Raw genomic sequence first — 19,308 nt, forward strand, 5'->3', positions numbered from 1 at the left:
CCCATGGGCCTGTCGAGCCCTGGAGGTCTCGAAGAGGTCTCAACTCACCTGCACGAGCGACGCGCGCCACGGCGCAAGCCACCGGCGCATAGATATATGTGAGATGCGCCCCTCATTCGTACATATTCGTACGAAGACGCCCGTGATGTCGCACGAGCCGCCGTGCGGGGTCGACGGCGAGTGCGGGACCGGTCCGAGGTGATGGCTTCCGACCCATTCGCAGCAGCGCCCAATCCTCATAAGGTATGGAGTATTGGATGTCGGTGGTGGCCATGAGGAGGACTGCGGTGAGCGAGACGAACCCGAAGCTGCGCGCCGAGCTGGAGGGCATCCCCACCTACAAGCCCGGCAAGGCCGCCGCGGGCGACGGCCCGGTGGCGTACAAGCTGTCCTCCAACGAGAACCCCTATCCGCCGCTGCCCGGTGTCATGGAGACCGTGACGGCGGCGGCCTCCTCCTTCAACCGGTACCCGGACATGGCCTGCACCGATCTGGTCAACGAACTGGCCGAGCGCTTCGGCGTGCCGGCCGCGCACGTGGCCACCGGCACCGGTTCCGTCGGGGTGGCCCAGCAGCTGATCCAGGCCACCAGCGGCCCCGGCGACGAGGTCATGTACGCCTGGCGGTCCTTCGAGGCGTATCCGATCATCACGCAGATCAGCGGCGCGACCTCGGTGAAGGTGCCGCTCACGCCGGGCGATGTGCACGACCTGGACGCGATGGCGGACGCGATCACCGAGCGCACCCGCCTGATCTTCGTGTGCAATCCCAACAACCCGACCGGCACGGTGGTGCGCCGGGCCGAGCTGGAACGGTTCCTCGACCGGGTGCCCGGCGATGTGCTGGTGGTGCTGGACGAGGCCTACCGCGAGTTCATCCGGGACCCCGAGGTGCCGGACGGCGCCGTGCTCTACCGGGACCGGCCCAACGTCTGCGTGCTGCGCACCTTCTCCAAGGCGTACGGCCTCGCCGGACTGCGGGTGGGGTTCGCCATCGCCCACGAGCCGGTCGCGGCGGCGCTGCGCAAGACGGCCGTGCCGTTCGGGGTGAGCCAGCTCGCGCAGGAAGCGGCGATCGCCTCCCTGCGGGCGGAGGACGAGCTGCTGGGCCGGGTGGGCTCGCTGGTGTGCGAGCGCACGCGCGTGGTCGACGCGCTGCGCGCGCAGGGCTGGACCGTTCCCGAGACGCAGGCCAACTTCGTGTGGCTGCGGCTGGGGGAGCGCACGGCGGCCTTCGCCGAGACCTGTGAGCGTGCGGGCGTGGTCGTGCGGCCGTTCCCCGGCGAGGGGGTGCGGGTGACCGTCGCGGAGACCGAGGCGAACGACATCTTCCTGAAGACGGCCGAGGCGTTCTTCAAGGAAGTCTGAGAGCGGGGCGACAGGTCCTTGAGGGCCGCCGCTCCCCGCCGAGTGGCCTTTTCCGGCCGTTCCCGGGATCCGTGCGGCCCTCAGGGCGACGTGAGGAGTTCCACACGTACCGGGTCGCCGTCGCGCACCGTCGCCAGGCGGCGCGGGTCGCCGTCGATGCGGCCGGGGATGTTGCACGGGCTCGCGAGACGGCATTCGGTGCCCTGTGAGAGGGGCGTGGGCCCGTAGGGGAGGGCCGGCGCGTCGCCGTCGGTCCAGAAGGCGACCGTGCCGGGCTCGACGACCTGCCGGGCGTCCGTTTCACGTGGAACACGGGTGCCCGTGTCGAAGTAGACCTCCTCGCCCCAGGTGCGCGCGGTGGAGACGAGGGGGAGTTCACCGGCGAGTGCCCGCGTGGTCGGGGTGTCGTCGAGGGCCGCGGTGAGGTGTCCCGCCGGCCAGGAGATCCGTATCTGCGTCGGTGGCGTGGGCTGTCCGGGCTGTGCCGGTCGTCCGGGCTGTGTCCGCATGCCGCGGATTCAACAATGTGTTGAAGGCTCTGCCAAGGGGCTGGCCGGAAAGGGACCCCCCTTCGGGTGCCGGGCGGGTGTGCGTCATAATTGCTTGTGAATGTGAACGCGTTCACAAGCTAGTCCGATTGCTGCCCTGTTGTGCAGGTCACACCAGGGCAAACCGCCGCCGTAGGGCACGGCGACGTAAGGAGAGTGACGACGTGAACCTGGCTTTGGCGCCGGAGACACTGGCGCGCTGGCAGTTCGGCATCACGACCGTCTACCACTTCCTGTTCGTTCCCCTGACGATCTCCCTGGCCGCCCTCACGGCCGGGCTGCAGACCGCCTGGGTGCGCACGGAGAAGGAGAAGTACCTCAGGGCGACCAAGTTCTGGGGCAAGCTCTTCCTGATCAACATCGCCATGGGCGTGGTCACCGGCATCGTGCAGGAGTTCCAGTTCGGTATGAACTGGTCGGACTACTCCCGCTTCGTCGGTGACATCTTCGGGGCTCCCCTCGCCTTCGAGGCGCTGATCGCGTTCTTCTTCGAGTCCACCTTCATCGGCCTGTGGATCTTCGGCTGGGACAAGCTCCCCAAGAAGATCCATCTGGCCTGTATATGGATGGTCTCGATCGGCACGGTCCTGTCGGCGTACTTCATCCTCGCGGCCAACTCGTGGATGCAGCACCCGGTCGGCTACCGGATCAACCAGGCCAAGGGGCGCGCCGAACTCACCGACTTCTGGGCCGTACTGACCCAGAACACCGCGGTCGCCCAGGCGTTCCACACACTCGCCGCGTCCTTCCTGACCGGTGGCGCCTTCATGGTCGGCATCGCCGCCTTCCATCTGTTCCGCAAGAAGAACGTCTCCGTGATGAAGACCTCGCTGCGGCTGGGCCTGATCACGGTCGTCGTCGCCGGTCTGCTCACCGCGATCAGCGGCGACACGCTCGGCAAGGTCATGTTCAAGCAGCAGCCCATGAAGATGGCCGCTGCCGAGGCGCTCTGGGACGGCCAGAACTCCGCGCCGTTCTCGGTCTTCGCGTACGGCGACGTCAGCAAGGGGCACAACTCCGTCGAGCTGTCGGTCCCCGGAATACTGTCCTTCCTCGCGGACGACGACTTCCACTCCTACGTGCCCGGCATCAACGACACCAACAAGGCCGAGCAGCAGAAGTACGGTCCGGGCGACTACCGGCCCATCATCCCGGTCACCTTCTGGGCCTTCCGCTGGATGATCGGCTTCGGCATGGCCTCGTTCGCCATCGGACTGGCCGGGCTCTGGCTGACCCGGAAGAAGTTCATGCTGCCGCAGCATCTGCGGGTGGGTGAGGACGAGGTCCCCCATCTGGTCCTCTTCAAGAACAAGGCGCTCAGCCCCAAGCTCGGCCGGCTGTACTGGCTCGTCGCCATCTGGACCCTGGGCTTCCCGCTGATCGCCAACTCCTGGGGCTGGATCTTCACCGAGATGGGCCGTCAGCCGTGGGTCGTCTACGGCGTGCTGCAGACCCGGCACGCGGTCTCCCCCGGCGTCTCCCAGGGCGAGGTCCTCACCTCCATGACCGTCTTCACGGCGCTGTACGCCATCCTCGCCGTCATCGAGGTGAAGCTGCTCGTGAAGTACGTGAAGGCCGGACCGCCCGAGCTGACGGACGCCGACCTCAACCCGCCCACGAAGATCGGCGGCGACCACCGTGACGCCGACAAGCCGATGGCCTTCTCCTACTAGGCCGAGGAAGGCACCGTCATGGAACTGCACGACGTCTGGTTCGTCCTCATCGCCGTCCTGTGGACCGGCTACTTCTTCCTGGAGGGCTTCGACTTCGGAGTCGGTGTCCTCACCAAGCTGCTGGCCCGCGACCGGACCGAGAAGCGGGTACTGATCAACACCATCGGCCCGGTCTGGGACGGCAACGAGGTCTGGCTGCTCTCCGCGGGCGGCGCGACCTTCGCCGCCTTCCCCGAGTGGTACGCCACGCTGTTCTCCGGCTTCTACCTGCCGCTGCTGATCATCCTGGTCTGTCTGATCGTGCGCGGTGTCGCCTTCGAGTACCGCGCCAAGCGGCCCGAGGAGAATTGGCAGCGCAACTGGGAGCACGCGATCTTCTGGTGCTCGCTGATCCCCGCGTTCCTGTGGGGCGTGGCCTTCGGCAACATCGTCCGGGGCGTCAAGATCGACCGGAATCTTGAGTACGTCGGCAGCTTCGGCGACCTGCTCAACCCGTATGCGCTCCTCGGCGGCGCCGTCACCCTGACGCTCTTCACCTTCCACGGCGCGGTGTTCACGGCACTGAAGACCGTGGGTGAGATCCGGGAGCGGGCCCGCGCACTGGCGCTGCGCGTGGGTCTGGTGACGGCCGTGGTGGCGCTGGCCTTCCTGCTGTGGACACAGGCCGACACGGGCAACGGCCGGAGCCTGGTGGCGCTCGTCGTCGCGGTCGCCGCTCTGGTCGCCGCGCTGGTGGCCAACCAGGCAGGGCGCGAGGGCTGGTCCTTCGCCCTGTCGGGCGTCACCATCGTGGCCGCCGTGGCGATGCTCTTCCTGTCGCTGTTCCCGAACGTCATGCCGTCCACGCTCGACGCGGACTGGAGCCTGACGGTCACCAACGCCTCGTCCAGCCCCTACACCCTGAAGATCATGACCTGGTGTGCGGGGATCGCCACGCCGATCGTCCTGCTCTACCAGGGGTGGACGTACTGGGTGTTCCGCAAGCGGATCGGCACACAGCACATCGCCGAAGCCGCGCACTGAGTCCGGTGAGGGGTGCGTTTCACGTGAAACGCACCCCGATGGGCCGAAGGGCATGTTTCACGTGAAACCGATCGATCCGCGTCTCCTCCGCTACGCCCGTGCCACCCGGTTTTTCCTGATGGCTGTCATCGCTCTGGGCGCGCTCGGCGCCGGGCTCGTCATCGCACAGGCCATGCTCATCGCCGAGGTGGTGGTCGGCGCCTTCCAGCACCGGATGCCGGTCGCCGAACTCCGCACCCCCCTGCTGCTTCTGGTGGCCGTCGCCTGCGGCCGGGCGCTGGTCTCCTGGCTCACCGAGCTGGCGGCGCACCGGGCGAGCGCGGCGGTGAAGTCCGAGCTGCGCGGGCGGCTGCTCGCCCGCGCCACGGCACTGGGCCCCGGCTGGCTGAGCGCGCAGCGGACCGGTTCGCTGGTCACGCTGGCCACGCGCGGGATCGACGCCCTGGACGACTACTTCTCCCGCTATCTGCCGCAGCTCGGGCTCGCGGTCGTCGTCCCGGTGGCGGTGCTGGTCAGGGTCGTCACCGAGGACTGGGTGTCTGCGGCCATCATCGTCGGCACCCTGCCCCTCATCCCCGTCTTCATGATGCTGATCGGCTGGGCCACACAGTCCCGTATGGACCGGCAGTGGCGTCTGCTGTCCAGGCTGTCCGGGCACTTCCTGGACGTGGTGGCCGGCCTGCCGACCCTGAAGGTGTTCGGCCGGGCCAAGGCGCAGGCCGAGTCGATCAGGCGCATCACCGACGAATACCGGCGGGCGACCCTGCGCACGCTGCGCATCGCCTTCCTGTCCTCCTTCGCGCTGGAACTGCTGTCCACGCTGTCGGTCGCCCTGGTCGCCGTCACGATCGGGATGCGGCTCGTCAGCGGCGGCATGGACCTGTACACCGGCCTGGTCATCCTCGTGCTGGCCCCCGAGGCGTATCTGCCGCTGCGTCAGGTGGGCGCGCAGTACCACGCGGCGGCCGAAGGGCTGGCGGCGGCCGAGGAGATCTTCGACGTCCTCGGGACACCGGTGCCGGAGACCGGTACGGCGGCCGTTCCCGCCGGCGCCTTCGCCTTCGAGGGCGTCGGTGTCCGCTACCCCGGGCGTTCGGCGGACGCCGTGTCCGAGGTGTCCTTCACGGTGGAGGCGGGCGAGACCGTGGCGCTCGTCGGTCCGAGCGGCGCGGGCAAGTCGACGCTGCTGAACGTCCTGCTGGGATTCCTCCGGCCGACCGCGGGCCGTGTACGCGTCGCGGGCACCGACCTGCTCGACATCGACCCGGAGCAGTGGCGGTCGCACATCGCCTGGGTGCCACAGCGGCCCCAGCTGTTCGCCGGGACCATCGCCGAGAACGTCCGCCTCGCCCGGCCCGGCGCGGACGAGGCCGCGGTCCGTACGGCGCTGGCCGACGCGGGCGCGCTGACGTTCGTCGACGCCCTGCCGGACGGTACCGGGACCGTGCTGGGCGAGGACGGCACGGGACTGTCCGCGGGACAGCGACAGCGGCTCGCGCTCGCCCGCGCCTTCCTCGCCGACCGTCCCGTCCTGCTGCTCGACGAGCCGACGGCGGCGCTGGACGGGGAGACCGAGGCCGGCATCGTGGAAGCGGTACGGCGCCTGTCCGCGGGACGCACGGTGCTGCTCGTGGTGCACCGGCCCGCGCTGCTGGAGGTCGCGGACCGGGTGGTGCACCTGGAGGGCACCGAGTCGCGAGGCCGGACGCACCCGGCAGCGGCGTCCGGGCGAAGCGGGGCGGGGGCGACGGCGGCGACGGACACGACGGCCGGACCGGCCGCGCCCCCAGCGGAGGAACAGGCGGCCGAGCACGGACCCGCACCGGCGGCGGGCGACGTCCTAGCCCGTGTCCGTGCGGCCTGCGGCCGCCGCCGCGGTCGCCTCGCCCTGGCCCTGCTGCTCGGCAGCCTCGCCCTCGGCAGCGCCGTGGGACTGATGGCCACCTCCGGCTGGCTGATCTCCCGGGCGTCCCAGCACCCTCCGGTGCTCTATCTGATGGTGGCCGTCACGGCGACCCGGGCCTTCGGCATCGGCCGGGCCGTCTTCCGCTACGCGGAGCGGCTGGTGTCGCACGACGCGGTCCTGCGGATGCTGGCCGAGACCCGCGTGGCCGTCTACCGGCGGCTGGAGCGGCTGGCTCCCGCCGGGCTGCGCCGGGCACGCCGGGGCGATCTGCTGTCACGGCTCGTCGCCGATGTGGACGCGCTCCAGGACTACTGGCTGCGCTGGCTGCTGCCCGCCGGTGCGGCGGTGACCGTGTCGGCCACCTCCGTCGCCTTCACGGCCTGGCTGCTGCCCGAGGCCGGTGCGGTCCTCGCCGCGGGACTGCTGGCGGCCGGAGCGGGCGTCCCGCTGATCACCGGTGCCGTGGCACGCCGGGCCGAGCGGCGGCTCGCTCCCGCCCGCGGTGTCCTCGCGACCCGTGTGACCGACCTGCTCACCGGAACCGCCGAGCTGACGGTCGCCGGTGCGCTGCCCGCGCGGACCGCCGAGGCCCGCCGCGCCGACGGCGTACTGACCCGGATCGCCTCGCGCGCCGCCACCGCGACCGCGCTCGGCGACGGGCTCACCGCTCTTCTGTCGGGCCTGACCGTGGCGGGGGCGGCACTCGTCGGCGCCCAGGCGGTCACCGAGGGCCGGCTGAGCGGGGTGGCCCTGGCCGTCGTCGTGCTCACCCCGCTGGCCGCCTTCGAGGCCGTCCTCGGCATGCCGCTCGCCGTCCGCCACCGCCAGCGGGTGCGGCGCAGCGCCGAGCGCGTGTACGAGATCCTGGACGCCCCCGAGCCCGTCCGCGAGCCGGAGGCGGCGCACCCGGCGCCCGCGACGCCCTTCCCGCTCACCGTGAGGTCCCTCACGGCCCGGCACACCGGCCAGGAGACGGACGCGCTGGCCGGCCTGGACCTCACCCTGGAGGAGGGCCGCAGGGTCGCGGTGGTCGGATCCTCCGGGGCCGGCAAGACGACCCTCGCGCAGGTCCTGCTGCGGTTCCTCGACCCGGCGTCGGGCACGTACCGCCTGGGCGGGGTCGACGCCCGCTCCCTCGACGGCGACACCGTACGGCGGTTCGTGGGCCTGTGCGCCCAGGACGCCCACCTCTTCGACAGCTCGGTGCGGGAGAACCTGCTGCTGGCCAGGAAGGACGCCGACGAGCCCGCGCTGCGGGCCGCCCTCGCCCGTGCCCGGCTGCTGGACTGGGCCGACAGCCTGCCCGACGGTCTCGACACGCTCGTCGGGGAGCACGGCGCCCGGCTCTCGGGTGGCCAGCGGCAGCGGCTGGCGCTGGCCCGTGCCCTGCTCGCCGACTTCCCGGTCCTGGTCCTCGACGAGCCGGCCGAGCATCTGGACCTGCCGACCGCCGACGCGCTCACCGCCGATCTCCTGGGTGCCACCGAGGGCCGTACGACGCTGCTCATCACGCACCGGCTGGCCGGGCTCGACGCCGTGGACGAGGTGATCGTCCTGGAGGAGGGACGAGTGGTCCAGCGCGGACCGTACGCGGAACTGCTCGCCCTGCCCGGTCCGCTGCGGAGCATGGCCGAGCGGGAGTCGGCCGCCGAACCGCTGGTGGCGGCGCGCTAGAAGAGCCGAGGACCGGCCGGGCCGGGCGCACCGCGGGCGGTGGCCGTCAGCGCCGCTCGGCCAGGATCCGCTCGATCACGAGGGCGACGCCGTCGTCGTTGTTGGCCGCGGTGTGCCCGGTCGCGGCGGCGACGGCGTCCGGGTGGGCGTTGCCCATGGCGTAGGACCGGCCGGCCCAGGTGAGCATCTCGATGTCGTTGGGCATGTCGCCGAAGGCGACGACCTCCTCGTGGGAGATGCCGCGGTCGGCGCAGCACAGGGCGAGGGTGCTGGCCTTGGAGACGCCGGGTCCGCTGATCTCCAGCAGGGCGCTGGGGCTGGAGCGGGTGACGGTGGCGCGGTCACCGACCGCGAGCCGGGCCGCGGTGAGGAAGGCGTCGGGGTCGATCGTCGGGTGCGAGGCGAGGATCTTCAGGATCGGGTACCGGGCGGCGGCGCCGTCGGGCGCCAGCAGTTCCTCGGCGGGCGCCAGGGTGTCCGGCGCCTCCATGTGCAGCTTCGGATAGTCCGGCTCCTGATGGAAACCGTATGTCTGCTCGATCGCGTACGCGGTGCCGGGCGCCGCGTCGCGCAGCAGCCGCACGGTCTCCAGCGCGTTCTCCCGGGCGAGGTCCCGCACCTTGACGAAACGGTGGGCGCCCGGCCCGCCGTGCAGGTCGACCACGGCCGCGCCGTTGCCGCAGATCGCCAGGCCGTGGCCGTGCACATGCTCGCTGACGACATCCATCCAGCGGGCCGGGCGGCCGGTGACGAAGAAGACCTCGATACCGGCCTCCTCGGCGGCGGCGAGGGCGGCGACCGTGCGCGGGGAGACCGACTTGTCGTCGTGCAGCAACGTTCCGTCAAGATCGGTTGCGATCAGCCGCGGGGGGACGGCGGGGGCCTCTTCCCGCGCGAGCGAGGTCGAGAGCTGGGAGGAGGCCGGGGGCTCGGGCTGTCGCGTCGCTGAGGTCACCGCCTCATTGTCCCGTATCGCCCCGCACGATCGTGCGGGTCTGCGCACAGGTGAGACGTCGCTTCGGTCACGCCGGGCTGAACGGGCTCCGGTCACGCCAGCTGAGCGGGGGCGTCCGTGGCGATCTGCTCGAAGACCTTCTCGTCCGCGGCGAAATCGGAGTCCGGGATCGGCCAGTGGAGGACGATCTCGGTGAACCCCAGCTCCTGATGCCGCCGCGCGAAGTCGACGAAGGCGTCCAGGGACTCCAGAGGACGCCCCCGGTCCGGGGTGAATCCGGTGAGCAGGATCTTGTCCAGACCGCTCACGTCCCGTCCGACCGCCTCGCACGCGGCACCGAGCTTCTCCACCTGGCCACGCAGTGCCTGGACGGACTGCTCCGGCGTGCCCTCCTCGTACAGCGTGGGATCACCGGTGGTCACCCACGCCTGCCCGTACCGCGCCGCGAGCCGCAGCCCGCGCGGACCCGTGGCGGCCACGGCGAACGGCAGCCGGGGCCGCTGCGCACAGCCGGGGATGTTGCGCGCCTCGTGCGCCGAGTAGAAGTCACCCTCGTACGACACCGTGTCCTCCGTCAGCAGCCGGTCCAGCAGCGGCACGAACTCGGTCAGCCGGTCGGCTCGCTCTCGCGGTGTCCAGGGCTCCTGTCCGAGCGCGGTGGCGTCGAAGCCGGTGCCGCCCGCCCCGATGCCCAGCGTGACCCGGCCGCCGGAGATGTCGTCGAGCGAGATCAGTTCCTTGGCAAGAGTGACCGGGTGCCGGAAGTTCGGCGAGGTCACGAGGGTGCCCAATCGCATACTCCGCGTCACCGCCGCCGCTGCCGTCAGCGTCGGGATCGCCCCGAACCACGGCCCGTCCCGGAACGACCGCCAGGACAGGTGGTCGTAGGTGTAGGCCGCGTGGAAGCCGAGTTCCTCGGCGCCCTCCCACACCCTCCGGCCTTCGGCCCAGCGGTAGATCGGCAGAATGACAGTGCTCAGACGCATGGGGACGATTCTACGAGCGCCGGAAAGCGCGCCGGCTGCGAAGCACGATCGTCCCGGCGGTCTCGTAGAGGCGGGCGATCGAGCGCGCACAGGCTCGCTAACCTGGCAACGTGAAGAAGAGGAGTGGCCGCGAACTGGACGTGCTGATCGAAGAAGCGATCGTCGACACGTACGACGAGGTCGAGGCGATCAGCGCCTTCCTGTCAGTCATCGATGAGCACTTGGCCGTCCCGTTCACCACGACCGTTCTGGGGGTCGACGTGAACGTGGTGAAAATCGGCCTCACGAACGACTCCCGCTTGGTCGCCCACTGCGTGCGGAATGGACTCCAGCAGGCCATCGGCCTTGCGGAACTGCCCCTGCCGCAGCCACCCCCGGAGGGAACGCATTGGATCGATGCGTACCGGCGCTGGTCCGGTTCCTGATGCAGAGAAAGCGGACGAGACCCGAAGCCCGCCGGAGCACGCCATGAACACCGCTACAGGCCTCGCACAGGCCCTGCGCCGTAGTGCCGAACTGAAGGAAGAGCTCGTGGCGTTCGGAGAGAGCCGCGCCTTCGAACGGTTCCTCGACCCACTCCTGTTGGAAGCCTCCGGTCCCGAAGGCGTATGGGACGAGGCGAGCGCGACCAACGTCATCGACCACTTCCTGCTGCAGTACCGCCTTCCGGACGGCAAGACGGTCGCCGACCGCTTCGTCGCCCGGCGGACGACCCTGACCGATGCCGACCGGCAGATGGTCCTGGCCTGGCGTGACCCCGTGGAAGGGCTCTTCGAGGTGAGGAGCAAGCACGGCGATTCCCTGCTCCTGCTCAATCTGCTGGACGACCTCGAGTACCGCGCCTACACCAACGCCGGGCACACGGCCCTCCACACGGTCAAGAAGGGAGGCTTCCTCAGCGCCCGACTGGTAGCACTGGCACCAGTGCCCGACGCGTGGCTCTTCTCCGGTGTGATGTCCTCCTACCCTCGCACCGCCGCGCCGGAGATCGCCGCTGCGACCCTTGACCTGGCCATCAGCCGACCCGACCTCGTCTTCCGCAACCCGGAGAAAATCGAGCAGGGATGGCACTCGATGCGTGAGGACCGAGCCGCCTTCGTCGAGTTCTTCGGCAGCGATGAGCTGATCCTCACGCCCGAGGAAACCGAGGACCGGCTCAATGCCTACTACCGCCATCGGCAGCACACCGCCTCGAACTCGTCTCTCTTCACGCTGTCACCCGAACTGGCGCATGCGGGAACTGTCGGCGTCATTTACGACCAGGTCGATGGACTCAACTTCTACGCGGACTACGGATCGTTGCGGGACCTCTTCGCGAACCCCGACCTTCCGGGCCGCAAACACCATCAGGACCTGCTCCGCACGTACCTGCGCGAGGACTCGATCACGCCGCTGCCGATCCGCCGACTGGCCGCCGCACACCCGAAAACCGTCGACACGGTGTTCCGCAGACTCCTGCGGCAGCCCGACTTCACCTGGAACAGGCATGGCAACGCGCTCCTGCGCCGACGCAAGCCCTGGTACGTCGAGACCGAGCAGCGCCCCGGAGTCTCCGTCATCGGCGACCGGCTCGGCGAACTGCTTCGCAGCCGGCCACTACGAGATGTGTGAGCAAGGCTTGACCGAGGTCACCAGGGTCCCCAGGCGCATGCGCTCGGTCGCGGTCGCCGCGGCGGTCAGAGTCGGCACTGCACCGAACCACGGGCCGTCCCGGAAGGTGCGCCAGGACAGATGGTCGTAGGTGTAGCCGGTGTGGAATCCGAGCTGCTCGGCGCGGGTCCACGCCGCGCGGCCGCCCTCGTGCCAGCGGCGGTACGGGAGGATGACGGTGCTCAGGCGCAGACTCATGACACCGAGCCTAGGGCCCCGGGTGTTTCACGTGAAACGAGTCACCGCACGTGGCGGCTCAGCCATGAGGTGAGACCGATCATCGGGACCAGCTCCTTGTACGTGCGGTCGCCGGGCAGGGGGACGACCAGGCGGTAGCCGGGCGGGAAACGCCGCGCTTTGACGAACGCGGTGCCCTCCAGGACGGAGCGCAGGAACGCGGGGACGTCGTCGCGGGGCACGTCGTGGAACCGGACGCCCTCGACGGTGATCAGGGCGTCGTCCTCCGGATAGAGCTGCACGGTCAGCCGGGGCAGCCCGCCGAACTCGACGAACGCCTCGTGCGGCAGCGAACCGTCCGGATCGGTGGCGACGCCGACCCCCGCGGAGCTGCGCCGGGAGGTCTGGTCGGCGCCGATGTCGTGGGTCACCTCGATCTCGCGTGCGTAGGCGGCGGCGAGGTCACGACAGGCGGTGACGGCGGCTTCGGTCGTGGCGAGATGACGGTCCATACCCACGATCATGCCGGACCGGGTCAGTGACCCGAGCCGAACCGCAGGTACCGCGGCGGTACGGCCTGCGTCAGCCACACGCCGTTGGCACTGACCCGGAAGACATGGCCGTCGCGGTGCATCGCGGCGGCGTCCACGGAGAGCACGACCGGCCGTCCGCGGCGGGCACCCACGCGGGTCGCGGTCTCCCGGTCGGGCGAGAGATGCACGTCGTGCCGGTTCATGGGCCGCAGCCCCTCGGCGCGGATGGCGTCGAGGGCGCGGGCCACCGTCCCATGGAAGAGGTACTGCGGCGGGGTCGCCGGCGGCAGCCCGAGGTCCACGTCGACGCTGTGCCCCTGGCTGGCCCGGATGCGGTCGCCCCGGATCTCGAAGCGCCGCTTGTCGTTGGTGGCGACCACATGGTCCAGCTCCTCACGGGTGAACCGGAAGCGATGGCCGGCCGCCGCCGCGATCAGGGCCTCGATGCCGACCCAGCCGGCCTCGTCGAGCGTGAGCCCGATCCTCTCGGGCTGGTGGCGCAGATGCCGGGAGAGGTACTTCGACACCTTCACGGTGCGTTGTTCGTCCATGCCACCAGCCTGCCGCGAGAGACGAGCCTCCCGCTGAACTTTTTCGCCGAGCAGGTTTGATCCACAGCCAAGTGGAGTTATCCACAGGCAGATTGAGGTTTCTGTGGACAACTGACGTCCAGAGGAAGGGATTTCACCCGTCCCGGACCTGCCCGGCAACGCGCCGGGCAGGTCTCACAGACGTGGCCGCACCCGTGCCAGCCTGCGCAGGGTGCGGGGACTGAAGCGGGACAGGGCGTGAAAGAGGCGCGCCTCCGGGGTCACCGGCACCACCGCCGCGTCCCGCACGACCGCGCGCAGGAGCGCGTCGGCGACCTTCTCCGGCGGGTAGTTCCGCAGTCCGTACAGCCGGGACGTGCGCTTCTGGCGGCGCTTCTCCTCCTCCGCGTCGACGCCGGCGAAGTGTGTCGTGGACGTGATGTCGGTGTTGACGAAGCCGGGGCAGATCGCCGTGACCCCGATCCCCTGCCCGGCCAGTTCCGCGCGCAGGCACTCGCTGAGCATCAGCACCGCGGCCTTGGACGTGCTGTAGGCGGGCAGCGCCCGCGACGGCTGGTAGCCGGCCGCCGACGAGATGTTGACGATGTGGCCGCCCTGGCCGCGCTCGGCCATCTGCTTCCCGAAGAGCCGGCAGCCGTGGATCACACCCCACAGATTGACGTCGAGGACCCTTCTCCAGTCCTCCGCGGTGTGGTCGAAGAACGAGCCGGACAGGCCGATGCCCGCGTTGTTCACCAGGACGTCCACCACGCCGTACTCGGCGGCGACCTTCTCGGCGAGCTTCTCCATGGCGCTCTCGTCGGAGACGTCCGCCGTCTCCGCCCAGGCGGCCCGCGCGCCCAGCGGCAGGGCCAGCCCGGCCGTGCGGGCCGCGGCCTCGCCGTCCCGGTCCACGGCCACGATCCGCGCCCCGGCGGCGGCGAAGGCGAGTGCCGTGGCCCGTCCGATGCCGCTGCCCGCGCCCGTGATCAGCACGAGCTGTCCGGCGAAGCGGTCGGCGTGGCGGCCGGTGGCCGCCGGAGCGGGCCGGCCGTCCTCGACGGTGTCCACGAACTCCGTGATCCAGTCGGCCAGCCGGTCGGGCCGGGTGCGCGGGACCCAGTGCCGGGCGGGAAGGGTGCGGCGCACCAGGTGCGGGGCCCACTGCTCCAGGCCGTCGTACAGCCGTTCCGACAGGAACACGTCGCCCGCCGGGACGATGAGCTGCACCGGCGCGTGGGCGCGCGCGTCGGGCCGCGGCCGGCGCAGCCGCGTCCGGACGTTGTCCCGGTACAGCCAGGCGCCGTGCGCCGCGTCCTGGGGCAGTGACGCGGTCGGATAGTCGCCCGCGGGCACCTGTTCGAGGCGCTGGAGCAGCTTCGGCCACCTCTTGCCGAGCGGGCCGCGCCAGGCCAGTTCGGGCAGTACGGGGGTGTGCAGCACGCCGACGTACCAGGACTTGGCGCCCTGGCCGAGGAGCTGGCCGACCCGGCGCGGGGTGGGGCGGGTGAGACGCGAGTTGATCCAGTGGCCGAAGTGGTCGAGCGACGGTCCGGACATGGAGGTGAAGGACGCGATGCGGCCCTCGGTGCGCGCGACGGTGACGAACTCCCAGGACTGGACCGAGCCCCAGTCGTGGCCGACCAGGTGCACCGGCTCGTCCGGGCTGACGGCGTCCGCGACCGCCAGGAAGTCGTCGGTGAGCTTGTCCAGGGTGAATCCGCCGCGCAGCGGCCGCGGGGCGGTGGAGCGGCCGTGACCCCGGACGTCGTACAGCACGACGTGGAAGCGGTCGCGCAGCCGCCCGGCCACCTCGGACCAGACCTCCTTGCTGTCCGGGTAGCCGTGCACCAGGACGACCGTCGGCCGCCCGGGATCCCCGAGTTCGGCCACGCACAGCTCGACCTCGCCGGACCGTACCCGGCGTTCCCGCGCGCCCTCCAGCGGCGACACGCGCATCACCTCTCCTCCGCCCGGCGGCACGCTCCCCCCGCTCGCCCCTCGGCCGGGGACGCGCGCCTGTCATGCGACGTGGGCGACTGTGGCAGTTGTTAGACTGAACGTCAATAGGGTGTCCGCGAGGCTCGGCCCTGTCGCACAAGGCCGGGTTGTCCGGAACCTGTAGGACTTCAGAGCCGCACCCCCTAGGGCCCCGTAATACTCCAGAGGGACGCGAAGACGGCTCTGGGGTCTGACGACTCGCGTGGCGGGCGTCACTATCGTCGAAGACGTGACTGTGATCGCGACCGAAAGCCTGAGCAAGCGGTTCCCCCGGGTGACCGCTCTTGACCGGCTCTCCGTGGACGTCGGACCCGGTGTGACCGGACTCGTCGGCGCCAACGGGGCCGGCAAGTCCACACTGATCAAGATCCTGCTGGGTCTGTCCCCCGCCACGGAGGGCCGCGCCGAGGTGCTCGGTCTCGACGTCGCCACCAAGGGCGCCGAGATCCGCGAGCGGGTCGGCTACATGCCGGAGCACGACTGCCTGCCGCCGGACGTCTCGGCCACCGAGTTCGTCGTCCACATGGCGCGCATGTCCGGCCTGCCGCCCACCGCCGCCCGCGAGCGCACCGCGGACACCCTGCGCCACGTCGGGCTCTACGAGGAGCGGTACCGGCCCATCGGCGGCTACTCCACCGGCATGAAGCAGCGCGTCAAGCTCGCCCAGGCCCTGGTGCACGACCCGCAGCTGGTCTTCCTCGACGAACCGACCAACGGCCTCGACCCGGTCGGCCGCGACGACATGCTCGGCCTCATCCGCCGCATCCACACCGACTTCGGCATCTCGGTCCTGGTCACCTCGCACCTCCTGGGCGAACTGGAGCGCACCTGCGACCACGTCGTCGTGGTCGACGGCGGCAAGCTCCTGCGCTCCAGCTCCACCACCGACTTCACCCAGACCACGACCACCCTCGCCGTCGAGGTCACCGACAACGACGAACACCCGGACGGCACCCGCGCGGTGCGCGAGGCCCTCACCGCCCGCGGCGTGCAGACCGAGGACGGCACCGGACTGCCCGGCGCGGGCCATGTGCTGCTCCTCACCGCCCAGAGCGAGGAGACGTACGACCTGGTCCGGGACGTGATCGCGGACCTCGGACTCGGCCTGGTGCGCATGGAGCAGCGCCGGCACCACATCTCGGAGGTCTTCCGGGACGACGAACAGCGCGACGGACAGCGGAAGGAGGCGGTCGGCCATGGCAATTGAGCAGCCCCTGCGCAACCCGGTGCCGCCCTCGGGCGACCAGACCCGGATCCACAACATCGGCTACCGCAACTACGACGGTCCGCGCCTGGGCCGCGCCTACGCCCGACGCTCCCTGTACTCGCAGTCCCTGCGCGGCGCCTACGGCCTCGGCCGCTCGGTGAAGTCCAAGGTGCTGCCGATGCTGCTGTTCGTGGTGATGTGCGTGCCCGCGGCCATCATGGTCGCCGTCGCGGTCGCCACCAAGGCCAAGGACCTGCCCGTCGACTACACGCGCTACGCCATCATCATGCAGGGCGTCATCAGCCTGTACGTCGCCGCGCAGGCGCCCCAGTCCGTCTCGCGCGACCTGCGCTTCAAGACCGTGCCGCTGTACTTCTCGCGGCCCATCGAGACCGCCGACTACGTCCGCGCCAAGTACGCGGCGCTGGCCTCGGCGCTGTTCATCCTGACCGCCGCCCCCCTGCTGGTCCTCTACGTGGGCGCCCTGCTGGCCAAGCTCGACTTCGCCGACCAGACCAAGGGATTCGCCGAAGGACTCGTCTCCGTGGCCCTGCTCTCCCTGCTCTTCGCCGGCATCGGCCTGGTGATCGCGGCGATCACCCCGCGCCGCGGTTTCGGCATCGCCGCCGTGATCGCCGTGCTCGTCATCTCCTACGGTGCGGTCTCCACGCTCGAAGCCATCGCGGACGCCCAGAACAGCACCTCCGCCATCCCGTGGATCGGCCTGTTCTCACCGGTCACCCTCATCGACGGCGTGCAGACCGCCTTCCTGGGCGCGACCTCCTCGGCCCCCGGAGCCGCGGGCCCCAACAGCGGACAGGGCGTCGTCTACGTCCTGGTCGTCCTCGGCCTCATCGCCGCCGCCTACGGTCTCCTGCTGCGCCGCTACAAGAAGGTGGGACTGTGACCACGCTGAGCATCGACCACGTCTCCCGCTGGTTCGGCAACGTGGTCGCCGTCAACGACATCACCATGAACATCGGCCCCGGCGTCACCGGCCTGCTCGGCCCGAACGGCGCCGGGAAGTCCACGCTGATCAACATGATGGGCGGTTTCCTCGCCCCTTCCACCGGCACCGTCACCCTCGACGGCCAGCCGGTCTGGCGCAACGAACAGATCTACCGGCACATCGGCGTGGTCCCCGAGCGGGAGGCGATGTACGACTTCCTCACCGGCCGCGAATTCGTCGTCGCCAACGCGGAACTGCACGGCCTGGGCGCCAAGGCCGCGCAGAAGGCACTGGCCACGGTCGAGATGGAGTACGCGCAGGACCGGAAGATCTCCACGTACTCCAAGGGCATGCGCCAGCGCGTGAAGATGGCCAGCGCCCTCGTGCACGACCCCTCGCTGCTCCTGCTGGACGAGCCGTTCAACGGCATGGACCCGCGCCAGCGCATGCAGCTGATGGATCTGCTGCGGCGCATGGGCGACGAGGGCCGCACGGTGCTCTTCTCCTCCCACATCCTGGAGGAGGTCGAGCAGCTCGCCTGGCACATCGAGGTCATCGTCGCCGGCCGGCACGCGGCCAGCGGTGACTTCCGCAAGATCCGCCGTCTGATGACCGACCGTCCGCACCGCTACCTGGTGCGCTCCAGTGACGACCGGGCCCTCGCGGCGGCGCTGATCGCCGACCCGTCGACCTCCGGCATCGAGGTGGACCTCGCCGAGGGCGCGCTGCGCATCCAGGCCGTCGACTTCGGCCGGTTCACCACGCTGCTGCCGCGGGTGGCCCGCGACCACGGCATCCGGCTGCACACGGTCTCGCCGTCCGACGAGTCCCTCGAGTCCGTCTTCTCGTATCTTGTCGCGGCGTAGGAGGCCCCACGATGTACGACCCCACAGTCGCCCGGCTCACCTATCGGGCTCTGCTCGGCCGCCGCCGGGCCCTCATCCTCGGCGCGCTGCCCCTGCTGCTGATCGTCATCGCCGTGGCCGTCCGCGCCCTCACCGGCGCCGACGACCAGACCGCGGTGAACGTCCTCGGCGGTTTCGCCCTCGCCACGATGGTGCCGATCATCGGCGTCATCGCCGGCACCGGCGCCATCGGACCGGAGATCGACGACGGCTCGGTGGTGTACCTGCTGTCCAAGCCGCTGAAGCGGCCGGTCATCATCTTCACCAAGCTGATCGTGGCCATCGCCGTGACGATGGTGTTCTCCGCGGTGCCGACGCTGATCGCCGGACTGATCCTCAACGGCAACGGCCAGCAGGTCGCGGTGGCCTACACGGTGGCGGCGCTGGTCGCCTCCATCGCCTACGCCGCCCTCTTCCTCCTGCTGGGCACGGTCTCCCGGCACGCGGTGGTCTTCGGACTGGTCTACGCGCTGGTCTGGGAGGCGCTGTTCGGCTCCCTGGTGCCCGGGGCGCGCACCCTGAGCATCCAGCAGTGGGCCCTGGCCGTGGCGCACAAGGTCGCGGGCGGGGACCTGGTGACCTCCGAGGTCGGGCTGACGACGGCGACGGTCCTGCTGGTGCTGGTGACCGTGCTGGCCACCTGGTACGCGGGGCAGAAGCTGCGGGCCCTGACCCTCGCCGGCGAGGAGTGAGAACCGGACATGTCCCGGGGTGGGCGAGCGGGCACGGCCCCTCGCTCACCCGGTCGGCAGTTCGCCCGGCCGCCAGCTCGCCCGGCAGGGCCGTTGCCGACGAGGGCGGTGCCGAACGGCCGGGCGGCCGGGGCTAATTCAGTGGCGCCGTGGCTGCCGGGTGGGCACAGTGGTGATGTCCGCAGCGCCGGATCGGACCGGCGCCCATGTTCCGGGAGAGGAGCGAGGCGATGCCCATGCACGGCAGTACGCCCGGCTCCCGACAGGGCAGCCCGCGGCGGAGTCCGGAGCGCTGAGCCGCTCCGTGGAGCCCGCCCCGCACGGGGCACTGCCCGGGGCGGCTGCTTCGAGCACGCGACCCGCTGTCGCGTGAGCCGCCCACCCGGAGGATTGGCCGAGTGGTAAGGCACCGGCTTGCTAAGCCGTGGTCGGGGTCACCCCCGCGCACGTTCGATCCGTGCATCCTCCGCAGAGACCAGAGGCCCCAGAGACCAGAAAGCGCACGACGCACGGGCGCAAATCACAGGGCGTG

Annotated in this window: 17 protein-coding genes and 1 tRNA gene; 11 read left to right on the forward strand and 7 right to left on the reverse strand. The window is 70.6% G+C overall.

The annotated features are described in order from the left end of the window. The first annotated feature begins 287 nt into the window (after positions 1 to 287). Positions 288 to 1,367 carry a histidinol-phosphate transaminase gene (gene hisC, locus R4Z62_RS16955; RefSeq protein WP_064534024.1) on the forward strand — a complete coding sequence of 360 codons (1,080 nt, stop codon included), beginning with the start codon at positions 288 to 290 and terminating at the stop codon, positions 1,365 to 1,367. 80 nt (positions 1,368 to 1,447) lie between these two features. Here hisC and R4Z62_RS16960 read toward each other — a convergent pair whose 3' ends face one another. Next, positions 1,448 to 1,876 carry a cyclophilin-like fold protein gene (locus R4Z62_RS16960; RefSeq protein WP_491520219.1) on the reverse strand — a complete coding sequence of 143 codons (429 nt, stop codon included), beginning with the start codon at positions 1,874 to 1,876 and terminating at the stop codon, positions 1,448 to 1,450. A gap of 203 nt (positions 1,877 to 2,079) precedes the next feature. Here R4Z62_RS16960 and R4Z62_RS16965 point away from each other — a divergent pair, with 203 nt between their 5' ends. Genes R4Z62_RS16965 through cydD form a run of 3 tightly spaced genes read left to right on the forward strand, consistent with a single transcriptional unit; the run spans position 2,080 to position 8,191 of the window. Continuing rightward, positions 2,080 to 3,588, forward strand: coding sequence for a cytochrome ubiquinol oxidase subunit I (locus R4Z62_RS16965; RefSeq protein WP_491520220.1), 1,509 nt, complete (start codon positions 2,080 to 2,082; stop codon positions 3,586 to 3,588). 18 nt (positions 3,589 to 3,606) lie between these two features. Continuing rightward, positions 3,607 to 4,611 (forward strand): cytochrome d ubiquinol oxidase subunit II, encoded by a 1,005-nt coding sequence (gene cydB / locus R4Z62_RS16970; protein ID WP_389596876.1) that lies wholly within the window; start codon positions 3,607 to 3,609, stop codon positions 4,609 to 4,611. 52 nt (positions 4,612 to 4,663) lie between these two features. Next, the gene (gene cydD / locus R4Z62_RS16975) at positions 4,664 to 8,191 is read left to right on the forward strand and encodes a thiol reductant ABC exporter subunit CydD (RefSeq protein WP_491520221.1); all 3,528 of its coding nucleotides are present in this window, start codon (positions 4,664 to 4,666) and stop codon (positions 8,189 to 8,191) included. Between the two features lie 46 nt (positions 8,192 to 8,237). Here cydD and R4Z62_RS16980 read toward each other — a convergent pair whose 3' ends face one another. Continuing rightward, the gene (locus R4Z62_RS16980) at positions 8,238 to 9,146 is read right to left on the reverse strand and encodes a Cof-type HAD-IIB family hydrolase (RefSeq protein ID WP_491520222.1); all 909 of its coding nucleotides are present in this window, start codon (positions 9,144 to 9,146) and stop codon (positions 8,238 to 8,240) included. A 92-nt stretch (positions 9,147 to 9,238) separates the two neighbouring features. Continuing rightward, positions 9,239 to 10,132, reverse strand: coding sequence for an LLM class flavin-dependent oxidoreductase (locus tag R4Z62_RS16985; RefSeq protein ID WP_491520223.1), 894 nt, complete (start codon positions 10,130 to 10,132; stop codon positions 9,239 to 9,241). 110 nt (positions 10,133 to 10,242) lie between these two features. On the opposite strand from R4Z62_RS16985, the gene R4Z62_RS16990 reads away from it, so the two are divergent. Both R4Z62_RS16990 and R4Z62_RS16995 read left to right on the forward strand, forming a co-directional pair. After that, positions 10,243 to 10,557, forward strand: coding sequence for a hypothetical protein (locus tag R4Z62_RS16990; protein WP_064534017.1), 315 nt, complete (start codon positions 10,243 to 10,245; stop codon positions 10,555 to 10,557). Between the two features lie 43 nt (positions 10,558 to 10,600). Continuing rightward, positions 10,601 to 11,743: a hypothetical protein gene (locus R4Z62_RS16995; RefSeq protein WP_491520224.1), complete on the forward strand. Its 1,143-nt coding sequence runs from the start codon at positions 10,601 to 10,603 to the stop codon at positions 11,741 to 11,743. Here the strand turns inward: R4Z62_RS16995 and R4Z62_RS17000 are convergent. The 4 genes from R4Z62_RS17000 to R4Z62_RS17015 form a co-directional block, all read right to left on the reverse strand. Beyond that, on the reverse strand, positions 11,729 to 11,980 hold the full coding sequence (locus tag R4Z62_RS17000; RefSeq protein ID WP_491520225.1) for a hypothetical protein: 252 nt from the start codon (positions 11,978 to 11,980) through the stop codon (positions 11,729 to 11,731). The genes R4Z62_RS16995 and R4Z62_RS17000 overlap by 15 nt on opposite strands. Before the next feature lie 41 nt (positions 11,981 to 12,021). Beyond that, the gene (locus tag R4Z62_RS17005; protein ID WP_389596886.1) at positions 12,022 to 12,483 is read right to left on the reverse strand and encodes a hypothetical protein; all 462 of its coding nucleotides are present in this window, start codon (positions 12,481 to 12,483) and stop codon (positions 12,022 to 12,024) included. 11 nt (positions 12,484 to 12,494) lie between these two features. Continuing rightward, positions 12,495 to 13,043, reverse strand: coding sequence for an RNA 2'-phosphotransferase (locus tag R4Z62_RS17010; protein WP_064534013.1), 549 nt, complete (start codon positions 13,041 to 13,043; stop codon positions 12,495 to 12,497). A gap of 174 nt (positions 13,044 to 13,217) precedes the next feature. Continuing rightward, positions 13,218 to 14,981, reverse strand: coding sequence for an SDR family oxidoreductase (locus R4Z62_RS17015; RefSeq protein WP_491520226.1), 1,764 nt, complete (start codon positions 14,979 to 14,981; stop codon positions 13,218 to 13,220). A 277-nt stretch (positions 14,982 to 15,258) separates the two neighbouring features. On the opposite strand from R4Z62_RS17015, the gene R4Z62_RS17020 reads away from it, so the two are divergent. From R4Z62_RS17020 to R4Z62_RS17040, 5 genes are all read left to right on the forward strand, one after another. Further along, the gene (locus R4Z62_RS17020) at positions 15,259 to 16,230 is read left to right on the forward strand and encodes an ABC transporter ATP-binding protein (RefSeq protein WP_382848257.1); all 972 of its coding nucleotides are present in this window, start codon (positions 15,259 to 15,261) and stop codon (positions 16,228 to 16,230) included. After that, positions 16,220 to 17,137, forward strand: a complete 918-nt coding sequence (locus tag R4Z62_RS17025; RefSeq protein ID WP_491520227.1) for an ABC transporter permease — start codon at positions 16,220 to 16,222, stop codon at positions 17,135 to 17,137. Before R4Z62_RS17020 ends, R4Z62_RS17025 begins: the two co-directional genes overlap by 11 nt. Next, positions 17,134 to 18,045: an ABC transporter ATP-binding protein gene (locus tag R4Z62_RS17030; RefSeq protein WP_355477836.1), complete on the forward strand. Its 912-nt coding sequence runs from the start codon at positions 17,134 to 17,136 to the stop codon at positions 18,043 to 18,045. The genes R4Z62_RS17025 and R4Z62_RS17030 overlap by 4 nt, the downstream gene beginning before the upstream one ends. 11 nt (positions 18,046 to 18,056) lie before the next feature. Continuing rightward, positions 18,057 to 18,776, forward strand: coding sequence for an ABC transporter permease (locus R4Z62_RS17035; RefSeq protein WP_064534011.1), 720 nt, complete (start codon positions 18,057 to 18,059; stop codon positions 18,774 to 18,776). Between the two features lie 384 nt (positions 18,777 to 19,160). Then, positions 19,161 to 19,245, forward strand: a tRNA-Ser gene (locus R4Z62_RS17040). Positions 19,246 to 19,308 lie beyond the last annotated feature (63 nt).

Source organism: Streptomyces sp. PL-25 (genome assembly GCF_058344915.1).

Bases quoted from the DNA above. Each gene is read 5' to 3' on its own strand.
- R4Z62_RS16960 (WP_491520219.1), bottom strand. From the start codon at position 1,876: ATGCGGACACAGCCCGGACGACCGGCACAGCCCGGACAGCCCACGCCA.
- cydB (WP_389596876.1), top strand. From the start codon at position 3,607: ATGGAACTGCACGACGTCTGGTTCGTCCTCATCGCCGTCCTGTGGACC.
- cydD (WP_491520221.1), top strand. From the start codon at position 4,664: ATGTTTCACGTGAAACCGATCGATCCGCGTCTCCTCCGCTACGCCCGT.
- R4Z62_RS16985 (WP_491520223.1), bottom strand. From the start codon at position 10,132: ATGCGTCTGAGCACTGTCATTCTGCCGATCTACCGCTGGGCCGAAGGC.
- R4Z62_RS16995 (WP_491520224.1), top strand. From the start codon at position 10,601: ATGAACACCGCTACAGGCCTCGCACAGGCCCTGCGCCGTAGTGCCGAA.
- R4Z62_RS17000 (WP_491520225.1), bottom strand. From the start codon at position 11,980: ATGAGTCTGCGCCTGAGCACCGTCATCCTCCCGTACCGCCGCTGGCAC.
- R4Z62_RS17005 (WP_389596886.1), bottom strand. From the start codon at position 12,483: ATGATCGTGGGTATGGACCGTCATCTCGCCACGACCGAAGCCGCCGTC.
- R4Z62_RS17010 (WP_064534013.1), bottom strand. From the start codon at position 13,043: ATGGACGAACAACGCACCGTGAAGGTGTCGAAGTACCTCTCCCGGCAT.
- R4Z62_RS17015 (WP_491520226.1), bottom strand. From the start codon at position 14,981: ATGCGCGTGTCGCCGCTGGAGGGCGCGCGGGAACGCCGGGTACGGTCC.
- R4Z62_RS17025 (WP_491520227.1), top strand. From the start codon at position 16,220: ATGGCAATTGAGCAGCCCCTGCGCAACCCGGTGCCGCCCTCGGGCGAC.
- R4Z62_RS17035 (WP_064534011.1), top strand. From the start codon at position 18,057: ATGTACGACCCCACAGTCGCCCGGCTCACCTATCGGGCTCTGCTCGGC.